The 15,200-nt window shown below is 42.3% G+C and carries 22 protein-coding genes; 13 read left to right on the forward strand and 9 right to left on the reverse strand.

Annotation, left to right across the window (positions count from 1 at the left end):
- Window positions 1-36 precede the first annotated feature (36 nt).
- The 3 genes from ACRQ5D_RS19220 to ACRQ5D_RS19230 all read left to right on the forward strand — a co-directional run bounded on the left by ACRQ5D_RS19220 (window position 37) and on the right by ACRQ5D_RS19230 (window position 2,110).
- Entirely contained in the window at window positions 37-1,098 is a 1,062-nt protein-coding gene (locus ACRQ5D_RS19220) for a helix-turn-helix transcriptional regulator (protein ID WP_091171286.1), read from the forward strand.
- 24 nt (window positions 1,099-1,122) lie between these two features.
- Entirely contained in the window at window positions 1,123-1,677 is a 555-nt protein-coding gene (locus tag ACRQ5D_RS19225) for an RNA 2'-phosphotransferase (RefSeq protein ID WP_176844515.1), read from the forward strand.
- Between the two features lie 295 nt (window positions 1,678-1,972).
- Complete coding sequence (locus ACRQ5D_RS19230) at window positions 1,973-2,110, forward strand: hypothetical protein (RefSeq protein WP_167516184.1); 138 nt, start codon at window positions 1,973-1,975, stop codon at window positions 2,108-2,110.
- A 228-nt stretch (window positions 2,111-2,338) separates the two neighbouring features.
- Here ACRQ5D_RS19230 and ACRQ5D_RS19235 read toward each other — a convergent pair whose 3' ends face one another.
- Window positions 2,339-3,904, reverse strand: a complete 1,566-nt coding sequence (locus tag ACRQ5D_RS19235) for a M20/M25/M40 family metallo-hydrolase (protein WP_091171288.1) — start codon at window positions 3,902-3,904, stop codon at window positions 2,339-2,341.
- Between the two features lie 354 nt (window positions 3,905-4,258).
- Here ACRQ5D_RS19235 and ACRQ5D_RS19240 point away from each other — a divergent pair, with 354 nt between their 5' ends.
- The gene (locus ACRQ5D_RS19240) at window positions 4,259-4,720 is read left to right on the forward strand and encodes a hypothetical protein (protein WP_143020823.1); all 462 of its coding nucleotides are present in this window, start codon (window positions 4,259-4,261) and stop codon (window positions 4,718-4,720) included.
- A 182-nt stretch (window positions 4,721-4,902) separates the two neighbouring features.
- On the opposite strand, the gene ACRQ5D_RS19245 is transcribed toward ACRQ5D_RS19240, so the two are convergent.
- Window positions 4,903-5,112, reverse strand: coding sequence for a hypothetical protein (locus tag ACRQ5D_RS19245; protein ID WP_090524308.1), 210 nt, complete (start codon window positions 5,110-5,112; stop codon window positions 4,903-4,905).
- Between the two features lie 171 nt (window positions 5,113-5,283).
- Between ACRQ5D_RS19245 and ACRQ5D_RS19250 the strand changes: the two genes are divergently transcribed.
- Entirely contained in the window at window positions 5,284-6,291 is a 1,008-nt protein-coding gene (locus tag ACRQ5D_RS19250) for an ABC transporter ATP-binding protein (protein ID WP_091171294.1), read from the forward strand.
- 160 nt (window positions 6,292-6,451) lie between these two features.
- Here the strand turns inward: ACRQ5D_RS19250 and ACRQ5D_RS19255 are convergent, their stop codons facing one another.
- Together ACRQ5D_RS19255 and ACRQ5D_RS19260 are read right to left on the reverse strand one after the other, a co-directional pair.
- Window positions 6,452-7,408, reverse strand: a complete 957-nt coding sequence (locus ACRQ5D_RS19255; protein WP_091171296.1) for an EamA family transporter — start codon at window positions 7,406-7,408, stop codon at window positions 6,452-6,454.
- A gap of 6 nt (window positions 7,409-7,414) precedes the next feature.
- Window positions 7,415-7,894: an Lrp/AsnC family transcriptional regulator gene (locus tag ACRQ5D_RS19260; RefSeq protein ID WP_091171299.1), complete on the reverse strand. Its 480-nt coding sequence runs from the start codon at window positions 7,892-7,894 to the stop codon at window positions 7,415-7,417.
- A gap of 236 nt (window positions 7,895-8,130) precedes the next feature.
- On the opposite strand from ACRQ5D_RS19260, the gene ACRQ5D_RS19265 reads away from it, so the two are divergent.
- The 4 genes from ACRQ5D_RS19265 to ACRQ5D_RS19280 all read left to right on the forward strand — a co-directional run bounded on the left by ACRQ5D_RS19265 (window position 8,131) and on the right by ACRQ5D_RS19280 (window position 9,429).
- Entirely contained in the window at window positions 8,131-8,388 is a 258-nt protein-coding gene (locus tag ACRQ5D_RS19265; protein WP_431200213.1) for an RNA polymerase sigma factor, read from the forward strand.
- A gap of 4 nt (window positions 8,389-8,392) precedes the next feature.
- Window positions 8,393-8,704: an RNA polymerase sigma factor gene (locus ACRQ5D_RS19270; RefSeq protein WP_431200214.1), complete on the forward strand. Its 312-nt coding sequence runs from the start codon at window positions 8,393-8,395 to the stop codon at window positions 8,702-8,704.
- Between the two features lie 20 nt (window positions 8,705-8,724).
- Window positions 8,725-9,126 carry a hypothetical protein gene (locus tag ACRQ5D_RS19275; protein WP_176844516.1) on the forward strand — a complete coding sequence of 134 codons (402 nt, stop codon included), beginning with the start codon at window positions 8,725-8,727 and terminating at the stop codon, window positions 9,124-9,126.
- Window positions 9,127-9,213: 87 nt separating this feature from the next.
- Window positions 9,214-9,429, forward strand: coding sequence for a hypothetical protein (locus ACRQ5D_RS19280; protein WP_091171302.1), 216 nt, complete (start codon window positions 9,214-9,216; stop codon window positions 9,427-9,429).
- 240 nt (window positions 9,430-9,669) lie between these two features.
- Here ACRQ5D_RS19280 and ACRQ5D_RS19285 read toward each other — a convergent pair whose 3' ends face one another.
- Entirely contained in the window at window positions 9,670-10,158 is a 489-nt protein-coding gene (locus ACRQ5D_RS19285; RefSeq protein WP_091171304.1) for a VOC family protein, read from the reverse strand.
- Window positions 10,159-10,241: 83 nt separating this feature from the next.
- The gene (locus tag ACRQ5D_RS19290; RefSeq protein WP_091171306.1) at window positions 10,242-10,472 is read right to left on the reverse strand and encodes a hypothetical protein; all 231 of its coding nucleotides are present in this window, start codon (window positions 10,470-10,472) and stop codon (window positions 10,242-10,244) included.
- Window positions 10,473-10,956: 484 nt separating this feature from the next.
- On the opposite strand from ACRQ5D_RS19290, the gene ACRQ5D_RS19295 reads away from it, so the two are divergent.
- Window positions 10,957-11,103 (forward strand): hypothetical protein, encoded by a 147-nt coding sequence (locus ACRQ5D_RS19295; protein ID WP_432326282.1) that lies wholly within the window; start codon window positions 10,957-10,959, stop codon window positions 11,101-11,103.
- Between the two features lie 90 nt (window positions 11,104-11,193).
- Here the strand turns inward: ACRQ5D_RS19295 and ACRQ5D_RS19300 are convergent, their stop codons facing one another.
- The 3 genes from ACRQ5D_RS19300 to ACRQ5D_RS19310 all read right to left on the reverse strand — a co-directional run bounded on the left by ACRQ5D_RS19300 (window position 11,194) and on the right by ACRQ5D_RS19310 (window position 12,766).
- The gene (locus ACRQ5D_RS19300; protein ID WP_091171309.1) at window positions 11,194-11,394 is read right to left on the reverse strand and encodes a hypothetical protein; all 201 of its coding nucleotides are present in this window, start codon (window positions 11,392-11,394) and stop codon (window positions 11,194-11,196) included.
- A gap of 110 nt (window positions 11,395-11,504) precedes the next feature.
- Window positions 11,505-12,362: a glycoside hydrolase family 16 protein gene (locus ACRQ5D_RS19305; protein WP_091171312.1), complete on the reverse strand. Its 858-nt coding sequence runs from the start codon at window positions 12,360-12,362 to the stop codon at window positions 11,505-11,507.
- 170 nt (window positions 12,363-12,532) lie between these two features.
- Window positions 12,533-12,766 (reverse strand): hypothetical protein, encoded by a 234-nt coding sequence (locus tag ACRQ5D_RS19310; RefSeq protein WP_091171316.1) that lies wholly within the window; start codon window positions 12,764-12,766, stop codon window positions 12,533-12,535.
- A gap of 160 nt (window positions 12,767-12,926) precedes the next feature.
- Here ACRQ5D_RS19310 and ACRQ5D_RS19315 point away from each other — a divergent pair, with 160 nt between their 5' ends.
- From ACRQ5D_RS19315 to ACRQ5D_RS19325, 3 genes are all read left to right on the forward strand, one after another.
- Window positions 12,927-14,192 carry a metallophosphoesterase gene (locus ACRQ5D_RS19315; protein ID WP_091171319.1) on the forward strand — a complete coding sequence of 422 codons (1,266 nt, stop codon included), beginning with the start codon at window positions 12,927-12,929 and terminating at the stop codon, window positions 14,190-14,192.
- Window positions 14,193-14,278: 86 nt separating this feature from the next.
- Complete coding sequence (locus ACRQ5D_RS19320; protein WP_091171323.1) at window positions 14,279-14,494, forward strand: hypothetical protein; 216 nt, start codon at window positions 14,279-14,281, stop codon at window positions 14,492-14,494.
- Between the two features lie 356 nt (window positions 14,495-14,850).
- Complete coding sequence (locus ACRQ5D_RS19325; protein WP_431200217.1) at window positions 14,851-15,183, forward strand: hypothetical protein; 333 nt, start codon at window positions 14,851-14,853, stop codon at window positions 15,181-15,183.
- Window positions 15,184-15,200: the final 17 nt, after the last annotated feature.

A 15,200-nucleotide genomic window follows, 5' to 3' on the forward strand; every position in this document is an offset into this window, starting at 1 on the left:
ATCCGAAATCTAACATCCTAAATCCGAAATCAAAATATGCCTGTAAACCGCAACGCCCTTATCCGCTACCGAACCATTGATAGCTGCCTGCAAAACCGCCGCCGGCAGTGGACACTTGACGACCTGATTGAAGCCTGCTCCGAAGCTTTGTACGAATACCAGGGGATAAACAGCGGGGTAAGCCGCCGCACCGTGCAGGCCGATATGGAGATGATGCGCAGTAATAAGCTGGGGTACGAAGCGCCTATTGTAGTGGTTGATAAAAAGTATTACACCTACTCCGACAAGAATTACAGCATCAATAACATCCCCCTCAATAACCAGGACATGCAGGTGTTGAGCGAGGTAGCCGGTTTGCTGGGCCAGTTTAAAGGCCTGGGGCATTTTGCCGACCTTAACGAAATGGTAACCAAACTGGAAGACAAGATCTACAGCCAGAAAACACACAGTGTGCCAGTGGTTGATTTTGAAAAGAACGATAACCTGAAGGGGTTGGAATGGATTGAGATTATTCGTAAGGCTATTGTAAGCAAGAATACGTTGTGTGTTAGCTATCAGTCATTCAAAGCAAGGGAGGCCAGTACATTTTGCTTCAGCGCTTATTTGTTGAAGGAGTACCGTAACCGATGGTTTGCGCTGGGCGTATCACACGTAAGGAATAAACCACTGCTTACCCTGGCGCTCGACAGGATTCAGACTGTGGAGGTACATATTGACGAGTACATTGAAAACACCCGGATCAATCTCGCTACTTATTATAATGATGTGCTTGGCGTTACCAAATCGCCGGGTCAGCGCGATAATGAAGTCATATTTTGGGTAGATGATAAAAATGCCCCGTATGTTATTACCAAACCATTGCACCACACGCAAAAAATATTAAAAGTTACGGCAGACGGAACAATATTCAGCATTAGGGTGATCATGAACTTCGAGTTGGAGCGTGAATTGCTCGGTTTCGGGCCTAAACTGAAAGTGCTTGGTCCGCGGATCCTGGTTAAACAAATGAAGGATCTGTACCGGAAATCTCTGGAGCATTATGCTGGGGATAGCCCTGTACCGCAGGGTAAGAATTTGAGCAGTTTGTTAAATTCGTGACGTAAAGCATTTATATTAGTGCTAATGATAAGCGAAAAAGAAACTACCAGCTTAAGTAAATTTTTAAGCCTAGTATTACGTCATCAGCCCGAAGCAATAAATATTAAACTTGATGAGCAGGGCTGGGTAGCCGTTGACGAATTGCTGCTAAAAGCGGCTGCACATGGTAAAGCCATAACTCTTGAAATACTGAACCACATAGTTGAAACTAACGCCAAAAAGCGTTTCGCATTTGATGATGCCCGGCAGAAGATCCGCGCCAGCCAGGGGCATTCGGTTGAGGTTGAGCTGGGTTATGAAGCACAAATACCACCGGATGTGCTGTATCATGGCACAGGGAGCCAGTCGATTGAGGCGATTTTGCAAACCGGGCTCGAAAAGCGGAGCCGGCAGCACGTACACCTAAGCAACGACCTGGAAACGGCTGTTAAGGTTGGTCAACGCCATGGTAAACCTGTGGTGTTAACCGTTGCGGCGGGTGAAATGCACCGGCTGGGTCATAAATTCTATCTGTCAGAAAACAAGGTGTGGCTTACCGATTTTGTACCGATAGATTTTATCGGAAAATATTCCTCTTAACCTATCCATGACGACTTAAAAAATGGGTGTCATACTGAGCCCGTCGAAGTATGGCGGACAGGGCCCCTGCACACGAGTCTTCGACAGGCTCAGACTGACAGGCCCTCTTTGTCATCTAACCTTCAGAGTCCATGGATTTAATCACTCAGGATAAATCCCAAATCGAACATCCGAATTCCGAAATTGGAAAATGACATTTTTTTGACTTTTGTACCAAATTAGTCGAAACTTTATTTTAAAAAACGCTTGCAGGTTAAGTAGCAAACCTGTTACATTTAGGAAATTATAAACTGAAATGCCAAAGCACATCCTAATTATTTACGTATTGGTTGCCTGTTGTATCCTGGTTATTATGGTCAACTCATTTGTTAAAAACAGGTTAAACAAAAAAGCTGAAGACCGGCGGATCCTGAAACCCGTTAACCGTTCTTAATTGTTTTTCAAATCCATTAAGAGGGCCGGCCCTGTGATCAAACCGGGGCCGGCTCTGCAAAGCATCGATATCTCCTGATGCTCATATTGTTTATCACCAGTCGTTTTTTTGAAGTTTAAACAAGCCTTTATTAAAATATACGTTGAGGAAAATATTTTTCGCTAAGACGCAAAGATTTTTTCCCTTTGCGTCTTAGTATGCTTATTTAATCACGGACGTGCTATTCTGCTAAAATCCATCAAAAACAAAGGTTTCGTTTACAAGCGGTTTCCTTGGCAGCATTTCAGGTCGGATACTGGCCTGGTACACAAATGAGGCTACGATGATGGCGGCCTGTTTCAGATCATCTATCATCAGGTGGTCGTAGTCGTCCATATTGCTGTGGTGCGTGCGGGTTTCATAATCAATAGGGTCCTGCACAAACTGGAAACCCGGTATGCCAGCCCAATCAAACGCCAGGTGATCGGTTGACCCGGTATTGGCCATAGTTACCGTTGTGGCACCAAGGTCATTAAAGGGTTTTAGCCACTGTTCAAATATCGGTTTCATTTTTTCGTTGTTTTGCGCAAAGATCCCCCTGATTTTTCCGGTACCATTATCCAGGTTAAAATAGGCTGATACTTTAGCCTGCTCGGGCTTTACAGTAAATTTAACGCCATCCCTGAAATGGCTTTTAACGTACCCGAATGAACCCAGCAAACCCTGCTCTTCCCCGCTCCACAGTGCAATGCGGATGGTGCGTTTAGGTTTAAGCCCAAGCGAATCGAGCAGGCGAACGGCCTCCAGCATTACAATGCAGCCTGCGGCATTGTCGGTTGCACCGGTAGCTGCCTGCCACGAATCAAGATGACCGCCCAGCATCACCAGCTGCGATTTTAGTTTGGGGTCGGTGCCGGGGATTTCGCCCACTACGTTGTAGCCGTTTGTATCTTCGGTAGATGTTTTGTCCGTAAAACTCATGGCCAGTTCAACTTTCTGGCCCGATTGGATCAGCCGTTTGATCTTCTGCCCGTCCTCCGAAGCCATGGTAACCTGCGGTACGGTTTCCGGATCAGTTAATTTATAGCCGTAGCGCCCTTGCACAAAAACGGTTCCGTTAACATTACTGCGGCCCGCGCTAATGAATGCCAGCGCACCAGCGTTTTTCAATATGCGGTCTGCTGTTTTAAAGATCTTCAGATATTTAGTAGTATACATGTCGATCATGGAGCGGGACACCATATAAGTATCCTTCAGGTTGGCTAACGCGGTGTCGGCCAGTCTTTCGGCCGATGGCTCAAAGTCCTTTTTATAATCAGCCGCCTCACCGGTAACCAGTACAAATTTGCCTTTAAACCCGGTAGCGTGGCTATTAAGATAAACAGTATCTATAGCCTGTGCCGATGTAATTATCATAACTTCACCTTGCAGCAAGCCTGTGCTGCCCGGGCTCCATGGATTAGGATAAGCCCTGATCTGGGCATTATAGGGTGCGCGCATCATCATACTGAAATCCTGCACTTCCCATTGTTTGCCAAAAGTGCCCCAGGGCTCGGTAGCGGCATTGGTCATTCCCCATTTTTTCATGGTGGCAACTGCCCAGCTTGCTGCCCGGGCATAACCCGGCGAATTGGTTAACCGCGGACCGGATACATCGGTTAAATAATGCGCTATCTGCGGAATTTGTGAGCTGCTAAGCTCTGCCTTGCGGATGCGACTGAAAGCTGCAGTATCAATAACTTCCTGCTGGGCGTAGCTACCGGTGCTGGCAAACAACAGCGCGCCGAAAATAAAATTGAGTTTTATATATTTCATAATGAGGGTTTTATATTTGAATATAAGGTTTTAGTTTGAAAAATATAAATAAGAGGGGGTAAAACCTGAACTAAGCCGTGCCATTAACACAATAAAACATTGGCAACACCCCAGATGTCATTAAATAACGTAAAAACCGCATCCCGAAAGCGTATAAACACTATGTTACCCGGCTGTTTTTATCGTCAATTTTATCTTCTCTAAATAAAGTCATTTAACCCGAAGGCTATTTGTAGTTTTCTGAATCAGCAAATAGCTTAAATTAATGGTATTTATAGTGTTCGGGTCGCCTGTATATGGCTTTAAACGTTTGTGAACCAACAATCAAATTATATAAACTTAAAACTACAACCTATGTCTTTTTTATCAAAAATGTGGGATAATGTAAAATCCCTGTTCCACAACGCTTCAGACGCTGTACATGAAATCATTACCGTAGCCGACAAAGTTGCTAACGGAATCAAAAACCTTGAAGCAAGCCAGGCCGGCCAGTTTTTGGAAATGACGCTGGAAACCCTGGTGCCGGCATCAGCAGTAATTGTGAACGGCATTAAATTATGGCTGCCCAAAGTGGTTACCGATTTAAACTGGGCTGTACAGGAAGATGGCAAAACAGATGCGCAAAAAATAGCCGACGCGGTGGCTTATTTAGCAAAACTGAAAGGCGTTAACCCGGATGCTTATGCCAGCCAGCTGAACACGTTAAATGCACTGATCCAAAAATGGATGTCGGACCAGCAGGGTGCCGGGCTCAACATTCAGCAGGCGCTTACCATTAGCCAGGTTAACCATAATCCCGATCTGGTTTCGGCTTAATGATATTAAATTGCTGAGGGGCAGCATCCCCGTGGCCGCATCATAAAACAAATGATGTGGCCTTCTTTTTTGCATATATATAAATATGACCTGTTTTTTCTTAAGCTTGTGGTTGGCCCATTTGCAACTGCTTGCCGGTAAGGATATTAGCGTACTTAAAGTGGCAGATAATAAATAAGCCTCTATTTTTTTGAAGTAGCAACTACAACAATACCGCCTATAACTAATAATCCGCCAAGGTAGGGCGGCCAGTTAACAGTTTTTTCCCTGTCGGCCGATACCTGTATAGGGCCGGCATCAATGATCTTTTCTTTTTTGGTGTAAGTAAAACCTGTCCAGATGAGCATGGCCGCACCTACAATAATGAGTACAATCCCTATGGCTTTGTTCATGGTTATATAATTTGGTTATTGATAATAAATAGCGTTTAGTTACTATTTGTTTTGCGCTTGTCGTTCAGATTGGCATATTAAGTTTTTTTGCTTTCAACTTTTCTTTAGATTAGAAGCCTGGATCCGGGGTGAATGGTTTTCCTATAACATCCTGAAAATTAATTACCGTAGATGCAAGATAATCTGATACTGGAAACCATATCGGTTACTAAAAACTTTTTTGGGGATAAGTCTTCGGGGGTTAATAACGTTACCATTTTTATTCCAAAAGCAAAAATAACAGCGATAGTAGGTGAAAGCGGCAGCGGGAAAACCACTTTGCTCAACCTGTTATATGGTACCCTGGAGCCCGACCATGGTGAGGTGTTTTTTAAGGAGGAGCAGGTATTAAGCAGGCAAAAAGGTATTCAGCATGCCCATAAGGTTATGCGGATGGTAGCGCAGCACGATAACGATCTTGATCCGCGAATATCGGTATGGGACACTATATGTGAAGGTTTGCCTGCCGAAGATCAAAGTCAGGCTATCCATCATGTTACTGAAGCCTTGAACCTTTTAAATATCTACACCATTAGAGAAATGCCCTTTGGTAAATTAAGCGGTGGCGAAAAGCAGCGTGTAACCATTGCCAAAGCATTGATTAGCCGCCCGGAAGTTTTACTGCTTGATGAACCCTTTAACCAGGTAGATGCAACCTATCGGGAAGGTTTACAGCACGATATCAGGTATATTGTAAAGGAATGGGGAGTTACCGTAGTATTGGTATCGCATGATCCTGCCGAGATCCTTTCCATGGCCGATGAACTTATTGTACTTAAAGAAGGGGAGATTGTGGAGAACGGCAGTCCTGAGCAGTTATATCATGCGCCTAAATTATTGTACACGGCACAAATACTGGCCAGCTGTACCCGGCTAACATCGGCCCAGGCAAAAGTTTGCAGCATAAAAAGTAAACGCAGCGTGGTGGTGGTTTACGCCGAGCATATTAAAATTAGCAGCCTGGGCAGCAAATGGCTGGTGAAAATGGTATTGTTTAAAGGCTTTTTTGAAGAACTTATTGTTGAAAAAGATGGTTTAACACTGCGGGTAATTAATTACGACAGGCGTAAGTACCCGGTTGGCAGTAAAGTTGGCATCAGTATCAGTAAGTATTTTGAATTTGGAAAATGGGAGAGTTGATTTATACTTTTGTCTCTTTGGGACTTTTTAATAAAAATGCCATTGCGAGGAGGAACGACAGAAGCAATCTCGTAGCTACGCAAGCCGGCTATGTATTGACTACGAGATTGCCGCGCTGCGCAATGACATAGTTTTTATTTTTTCGTTTCAGCGCTTGTGTTCACTTTGCTACTGCCAGTTCTCTATGTTTTGCCTTCCTATACTTCGATAAATTGATCAGCAACACACTGCTCAATATTACAACCAGTCCAATAACCTGGATCAGCGTTACATGTTCGCCTGCAAAAATTACCCCCAATAATACGGCTATCACCGGGTTAACATAGGCATAGGTACCAACCTGGGTAGCCGGTCTCACCTGTAAAAGCCATACATAAGCGCTAAATGCCGCTATCGATCCAAATATAATGAGATAAGCTAGGGCATACCAGCTTTGTACCGGTATGGCATGCCATTGTACGGTTTGTACCTCGTTGTTTAAAAAACTTGCGGGAATAAAAAATATGCCGGCTCCAAGCATTTGCCAGGCCGTATTTACCGATACCGATCCTTTAGTGTTATAATGTTTTGAATATAATGAACCGGAGGCCCAGCCCAGTGTACCAAGTAAAAGCAATATCATTCCTGGTAATTTTGATGGACCTGCCGATGATCCCAATACGTCCGCGATCTGATCCCGAAATAAAAGTATCACACCTATAAAGCCAATGATGAGGCCGACAATGGTGCTTTTGCTTTTAAAGTTGGTGCTCCAGTTGGGTTTATCAAGCAGCACGAACCAAATTGGCGGCGATGTTACCATAATGGCCACCATCGCGCTTGGTAAAGTTTGTTCGGCCCATATTACTGCACCGTTACCTATTACCAACAGCAGGAAACCGCTTACTGCTGCATGTAATATGTTTTGTTTTACAAAAATCTTTTCACCCTTAATTGCACACCACGCCATTAACAGCAAACCCGCTGTGAAGAAGCGCAGCGCGCCCAACAGCAGCGGCGGAAAACCAGCTACTGCAATTTTTATAAAAAAGTAGGTAGAGCCCCATACTATATAAACAGTGGCGAAAGCTATAATAACTAATAAGGGCGAAGTGGATTTTGCAGTAGTAGGTGCCATGGTATATTATTTTTCGGGTATAACCAATTGTTGTTGTTCTTTTTTGGTTTCGAGCACTATGGTGGTGCGGGTGCTCAAAATATTGGGTATTTTACTGAAGTGAGTGCGCATTAAATTCATTAGCGAGGCGGAGTCATAAGTACGCACTTTTATTAAATAGCAATCGTCGCCGGCTATGTGGTGCACTTCCTGTACTTCGGGTATCTTGGCCAGCTCGCCTGATGTAGCATCGCTTCCTGGCCCATCGGCCGCTTTCATAAATATAAAAGCAAGCATTTTTTGCTGCAGGGCCGCCGGATTGATGCGCATTGTATATTGTTGGATCACATTTTTTTGTTCCAGTTTTTTTACGCGCTCAAGAATGCCGGATGGCGCCATGCCAAGCTCACGGGCCAGGTCGGCATTAGAGATCCGGGCGTTTTCCTGCATCAATCGCAAAATATGCAGGTCGGTTTTATCTAAAATAATTTCCGGTTCGTTAATCATACAGTAATATTCGGTATAAATTGAATAAAGTTCAAATATTTTTAATTAAAATGAATTTAATTCAACAAAACTGTCTTTATGATGTTTAAACATCAGTTGCTTAAGTCGCTTCTGCAATCAAATAAATACTGTTTTAGCTGTCTGAAATGACTTTTTGATATGCAATAGATTTTTTTGAAAAAAATTAAAATGTTTTTAAATCACAATCGTCTTTATCTTTAAAAAGGATAAAGAAATTGACAACAGCGATAATGCCCCAGGACAAAAACAGCCACATCATACAAACAATTGCGTCGTATGGTAAAAGCCTGTTGGGATTTATTCGCCGGAGGGTAAAAAACGATGCCGACGCCGAGGATATACTCCAGGATGTTTGGTACCAGTTTAGCGCTGTTATTAATTCTGAACCGATTGAACAAACCAGCGCCTGGCTATACCGGGTGGCCCGGAACAAAATAACTGATAAGCATAAAAAAGACGGAAACCCTGCTTGATGATATGCTGGCCGATGATGAGGATTATGACGATGAGGCACCGGACTTTAAAGCCATACTCCTTACCGAAGCTACCACTCCCGAAACCGAGTATTTGCGCAACCTTTTTTGGGAGCAGTTATTTTTTGCGCTGGATGAATTGCCCGAAGAACAAAAACAGGTATTTGTTTGGCATGAGCTTGAAGATATCCCCTTTGAGGAAATTGCCAAACGTACCGGGCTAAATACCAACACGCTGGTATCAAGGAAACGTTACGCCGTACTACACTTGCGCAAACGGCTTGCCCAGCTTTACACCGAAATTACTGAATATTAAAAATTAAGACATTATATAACATGAAACCATTTTTTTATAAAAGGCGATTTTTCTTCATTCCGCTTGGGGTGATCGCTTGCCTGGCCGTCATCAGCTTTGTGGTAATGCAGCTGTGGAATAATTTATTGCCGGATATTTTACATGTAACAACCATTACTTACTGGCAGGCCGTTGGCATATTTATTTTATGCAAGATTTTGTTTGGTTTTGGGAAAGGCGGCCCTAAAGGCGGAGGAGGTGCGCCCTGGATGCGCGGACGCATGGCTGAACGTTTTAAAAATATGAGCCCTGAAGACAGAGATAAATTCCGCGCTCAGTGGGAAGACCGCATGTGCGGATGGAAAGGCCACGGGCATGGCAGGTTTAGCCGTGACTGGGACGATTTTAAGACTACCACAAACGAAGAAAAGAAGGCTGAGTAAGCGATCAGGAATATCAGCTTTAAGCTTTATGCATTCCGCTTTCAGTTCTAAATAAATTTATATTTATCTACCTCAAATAACATAACAATGGATGTACTGGTATTTGCAACAAGTGTACGGCAGAGACGGCAGGTGAGCCGGGTACAAAATTTATTAACCAAAATACCCGCCATAGCCCAATGGAACTTTGACCTGGAAGACTGCGATAATATTTTACGGGTGGAAGCTAAGGATCTTTCGCCTCGTTATATCGAATCGTTGTTGCAAAACGCCGGCATCTATTGCCAGGAGCTGGATTACTAATACCTGTTTACAATGACGGCCGCGCTTGAACGTAAGGTGAGATCCGATGGGACCATATCTTGTTAAGCATCCCTGTTACAGGATACATTTATGGCCCGGTGGTTCAAATCCCTAACGCTGCTGCGGCGGTAATATGGGTGTTCTTCCCAATAATAGTGCTTTAGGGCTTTTGGCTGTGCAAAGGCTATTGGTTAAAAAGAAATTCAAAAATTTAGTTAAGTGATTGTTTGGCAGCCCGGCTTATTTTTTAGCCGGGCTGTTTATTTCAATCCAGTAGCCATCCGGATCCTGGAAATAAAGTTGCAATACGCCATCTGCCCGGTAGGTAGGTTCTTTACTGTCACCTTTCCAGTTTGAGTAAGGGATATTCATTTGATCGAGTGTTTTTGCAAACTCTTTTACCGACGAAACGGTGAAGCAAAGGTGTACGCCTTTAACCTGTTTTTCGTTGCGTTCAGCCTGTATAACATGTAGTTTCACATTATTGCCAAGGCTATACCATTGGTGTACGGTATCGGCAAAGGGGTTGTCAACTTTTTTAAGGTGTAATACTTTGGTATAAAATTCGGTGCTTTTTTTAAGGTTACCGGTAGTAATGGCAATATGATCAATTACCGGTGAGATATCGGTACCGTTTTGGGCTTTGCAAACCACAGGCAAAAGCACAGTTATTGCCAGCAGCAACGTGGTTAGTTTGGCTGTTTTAAAGATTATTGATAAAGATCTCATTGTTAGGATTTGTAATTTAAATGCCTAAAGATATAGGTTTAGCATTATGGTTAAAGTAATGCACAAATAAATTACACAAGCATTCAATGAAAACTGAATATCAATTTTTCGTCCTCGTGATTAATACAATTGATATTGTGTAAATTCCAGTCATTAATATCAATAAGGCCCGCATCGGTCCTGTAATGACTGTCATCAACAGGGCATTTTACTACATATCCAATATCTTTAATCAGCACAATTATTGGTCTTGCACCGCAAACCTTGCAGCAGTTACAATCAACCGATCCTGGTATATTAACATAGCCCCTCATACTTCATCCGGCGTTTAATTAAGTTTTTAATTGCGATTGGTTATCAGGTCAATCAACTTGTTAAAGTAGTCGTATTTTATCCCAAAAAGTTAAAAAAATACTAATTGAGAATAAAATCCTCCATGAAAATATAATACGTATGAAACTGGGTTTATGTTACTGCCCTTTGCAGATTATTATTTATTTAAGGAGATAATAATAGTTGTTTGTGTTTTGCAGTACCGTTTTATATTAATTTAACGCTGCAAACAGCTATGGAGCAATATGATTATTAATGCTTATAGCCTTTCTGGCCATCGGTTTTCTGTTTGTTTGGATTAATCAGGTTATGGAGCGACGGAGTTCCTGAGTTGTCGCTTGAAATAGTTTTCGACTGATGATTATCCTACTGTAACATTCCTTTTACCGCTTTGTTGCCGCACTCTTATGGCATGATAACTGTTTGGCCATAGTTTATCTATCGAAAACTAATAAATCATTTGCTATGAAAACTACTGTTTCACGCTCAATTTCATTATTAATATTAGCAGCAATGGGCTTTACAAGCTGTTCGACCGAATACCGGGAACGACACAGGCGACGACACGACGAAAGGGTTCGTGTACACGAACGCGTAGTTATACATAATTAAAACAAGTAAATACAGCAAAACAGGCCGTGCTGATGAAGCACGGCCTGTTTTGTTTATGGCGTTTAAAAACCGGGATTGTTTATGGTAAAATCAATCGTTCCAGAGGTGCCGTGAATGAAGGCTACCTTCCAGTTTGTTTTTAATCATAAGGTCGTCTTTATGCAAAATGCAATCGCCCTGATTGATGTCTTCTTCGGCAGTAACTTTGATGATGCTGCCTGATATCTGTTCAACTATACTTGATAAAGTAAAGATCTCTGAGTCGGGTATTTGTACGGTTAATATTGCCATGGGTAGATGATGTTATTTTTAATAATTCAAAAATATGGCAATAAAATTTACCCAATGTTTTATGAAAGTAAAATTTAAATAACCTTTATTTTACAAATGTATCAACAATATTAATTCACAGTTTTAGTTATCAGCACCCAGTCGACAATGGTTTTGGCATCACCGGCTTTTATTTTGTTAACTGTATTTTCTGATAAGCCATGATAGGGTTTGGTAACCTTGTTAACACCACCAGGATAGCCACCACCTAATGCAAAATTAAGGATGATGAATTTTTTGTTATCAAAAGCCCAGCGGCCATATTTTTCAACCATTGCTTTTGTTACTGTATAGGTAATTTTGCCATCAACCTTAAAAACAAGGCTCTCAGGCAACCAGTCTACCGAATATACATGCCACTGGGTAACATCAATGCCTGCGGGGAAAAATACACGTTTTGCAAGCGGCGTATCGCCAAAATAGCCGGGGCCATGTAAAGCATGGCTTACCCAGCTTGAGTCGCCTACGGTTTCCATTACGTCAATTTCGCCGCAATTGGGCCATTTACCGTTTCCAAGCAGCCAAAAGGCTGGCCATAGGCCTGCGCCTGCCGCCATTTTCATTCTGCATGAGGCAGTACCATATGTAAACTCCATTTTAGCTCGGGTATTAATGCGGCCTGAAATGAAATCATATTTACGCTGCTCTTTACTGGTAAAGCCGGGTTTATATAAAGCCTTTAAAACAAGCGCGCCGTTTTCTGCACCTTCGGCTTTACCATCTATCATATAAATGGTAGCCGCCGAATCAACATAGGCCTGCTGCTCGTCATTAACAGTGTTGCCCGTAACTTCAACATTCCACCTGCTCCTGTTGAGGGTTGGTTTATTAAAATCTTCAAAGAAAACAGTATCCGTAGTTTTATTCTGAGCGAATGCCTGTAATGCTAATAAAAGTGGAGCTGATAGCAGCAGATATTTTAGATTCATTTGAAGTGTGAGATAAGGGTTTAAAAGTAGATAAATTGGATGACACGAATTTAGTATTTACCAATTGCGATCATAATTTTACAGTAACGTCCCGGTTTGAAACTTAGAAGATACATTGACAAATAAACAAATTGAGAATCTCTGCTTGCATTGTTATATTTGTGTAATACTCATCTTAAGGTCATGGGTAATACCACAGCAAATTTATATTTCAGGTCAAAACAGGTTTCATTAATAATGTTGGCGGTAACAGCTATCATTTGGTCCAGGTTGCTATTCTTTCTTTTTAATGACCCTGAAGGCCCAAATCTTTTAATAGTTGGAGGTTTGGCACTGGCTGTATTTTTGTTATCCTGGGCAGTATATATATTTATCCCGTCCAAAATGAATGGTTTTAAACGCATTTCTGCAGCAATTTGTATCCAAATACTATTGATTATTGGTCTTTATTTTTGCATGAAGTAATTTCCCGTCTTTCTCAAAATCTTTAAACCTGGCCTGCATCAGCAATTTTACCCTCTAATTACCTTTACTTTTTTAAATTGCAGTCTTATACATATTTATATGCACAGTAGTGGTTTTTTGAAGGTATTCGCAATTATTGCGTTGATTAGTTTGTTGTTTGATTGGTACATCCATTCCGGCCTTAAAACCTTAACTGCCGACTGGCAATCAAACCTGTGGCGCAATGTTGTTTTATGGGGGTATTTGATCACATCTGTTGGTGTAACTGCGTTGTTTTTAATTGGCTTTGGCGCTTTTAGTACAGCAAGCGGCATGCGCCCGTTTCATGAGTGGATGCTAAGCCTGTTCCTGACGTTTTTTATTACCAAATTGGTTTTCATAATCGTGCTATCCCTCGGCGATCTTGGGCGGTTTTTCGTAGGTGTATTCAACTTGATCAGTGATTCGGGCAGGGTTGCCGGGCAGCCGGCTTTTCCGGGCCGGCGTAAGTTCATCAGTGAAATAGCGGTACTGGTGGCTGCCGTGCCTTTTACTTCGTTTTTTTATGCCATGCTTAAAGGTAAATATGATTATAAGCTGCACAAAACCACCCTTTATTTTGATGATTTGCCCGATGCTTTCGATGGCTTTACCATCACCCAGCTTTCTGACATCCATTCGGGAAGTTTTGATAATACCGAGGCTATGCAACGCGGTATCGACCTGGCTAAAGCGCAAAAAAGCGACCTGTTTGTTTTTACCGGCGACCTGGTGAATAATGCAGCATCGGAAATTGAGCCTTATATTGACAGGTTTGGGCAGATCAAAGCGCCTTACGGACAGTTTTCCATTTTAGGTAACCACGATTACGGTGATTATATCCATTGGGATAACATGCAGGAAAAGGCAGCCAATCTCGATAAACTTAAACAACATCACAAAGCCTTAGGCTACCGTTTGCTGCTGGATGAAAATGTAACCATTGAAAAAGGCGGGCAATCGATCTCCCTCATCGGGATCCAAAACTGGGGCAAAGGTTTCATCCAGATAGGCGATTTGAATAAGGCGCTTCAGGACGTACCCCAGGATGCCTTTAAAATACTGCTTTCGCATGACCCTACCCATTGGGAAGAACAGGTTCGTTATAACCCAACAACCATTCATCTTACCTTGTCGGGCCATACTCACGGCGCGCAGTTTGGTGTAGAGATTCCCGGCTTTAGGTGGAGCCCGGTAAAATACCGTTATGTTGACTGGGCCGGCCTCGCTAATGAAAATAACCGATATCTGTACGTAAACCGTGGTTTTGGTTTCCTGGCATTTTCTGGAAGGTTAGGTATTTGGCCGGAGGTTACAGTTATTGAGCTGAAGAAAAAGGTGGTGTAACGTTATAAAATAAGGATTTGATTTATCCGGCTTGATTTGTGGCAGGGTTTTTATGCTTATTATACTAAGCATTTAAACTTAAAATTATGGCAACTAATAATATAAAAAGGATAGGCAAACAAGGTCCCCAGGTACAGCATCAGCATAGCAATGCCTGGCAAGTGATGAAGCCTTTTGTACATTTTGGTGTGAAAGCGATAAGCGCAATAGCCCATACGCTGATCTACATTATAAAACATATTCCCAAACCTGATTCGCCTAAACCTTCCGGGCAAAAAGGCGGTAAGGTCATCAAAATATGAAATAGTAAGCCCGGTATATTCATATCGGGCTTTTGGGTAATCCAGTACTGGTTATCAACCGTTATTAAACGGAATAAAATACCGTGTTTTCACGGGTTGCGGGACCGTTTTTAAATGGCGAGATTTAAGCGTTGATTAAATCATGCAAAACAAGAACTGCCATTACCTATCACTGGTTGCTAATATTGCCTTCAATAATAATTGATATAATATTGAAAACCTAAACCTTAACTTTAACCTTGTCCTTACACCCGTCAGTTTGATGGGTGTTTTTTGTTTTATACCAGGTCAAATTCATAAGCGTTCAGTAAGTGGCTTGTTGTTTAAATTACAATTTGTACTTACTTTCACCCTCAATGAATCATCTGTTTACCGGTTACAAAACGCTTCAAAAATTAATACTTCCGGCGCTGTTACTTTCTGCTACATTGTCAAAAGCGCAGGTGTTTGGCGGTAATCCGCCATCTATAAAATGGAAACAGGTAAACACACCGCCAGCCCGGGTGATATTCCCGACCGGCTTGGATTCGGCGGGGTTAAGGGTTGCCAATATCGTGCAGCAAATGAACGGCCTGATCCGGCCAACAATCGGCTTTAAGCAAAAACAAATCAGTATTGTATTGCAAAATCAAACTACCGTAGCCAACGGTTATGTGGGATTGGCCCCCTTCAGGAGCGAGTTTTTTTAACTCCCGAACAAAATAGC

The sequence above is a fragment of the Mucilaginibacter sp. P25 genome (assembly GCF_050859465.1).
Lineage (GTDB): Bacteria > Bacteroidota > Bacteroidia > Sphingobacteriales > Sphingobacteriaceae > Mucilaginibacter > Mucilaginibacter gossypii.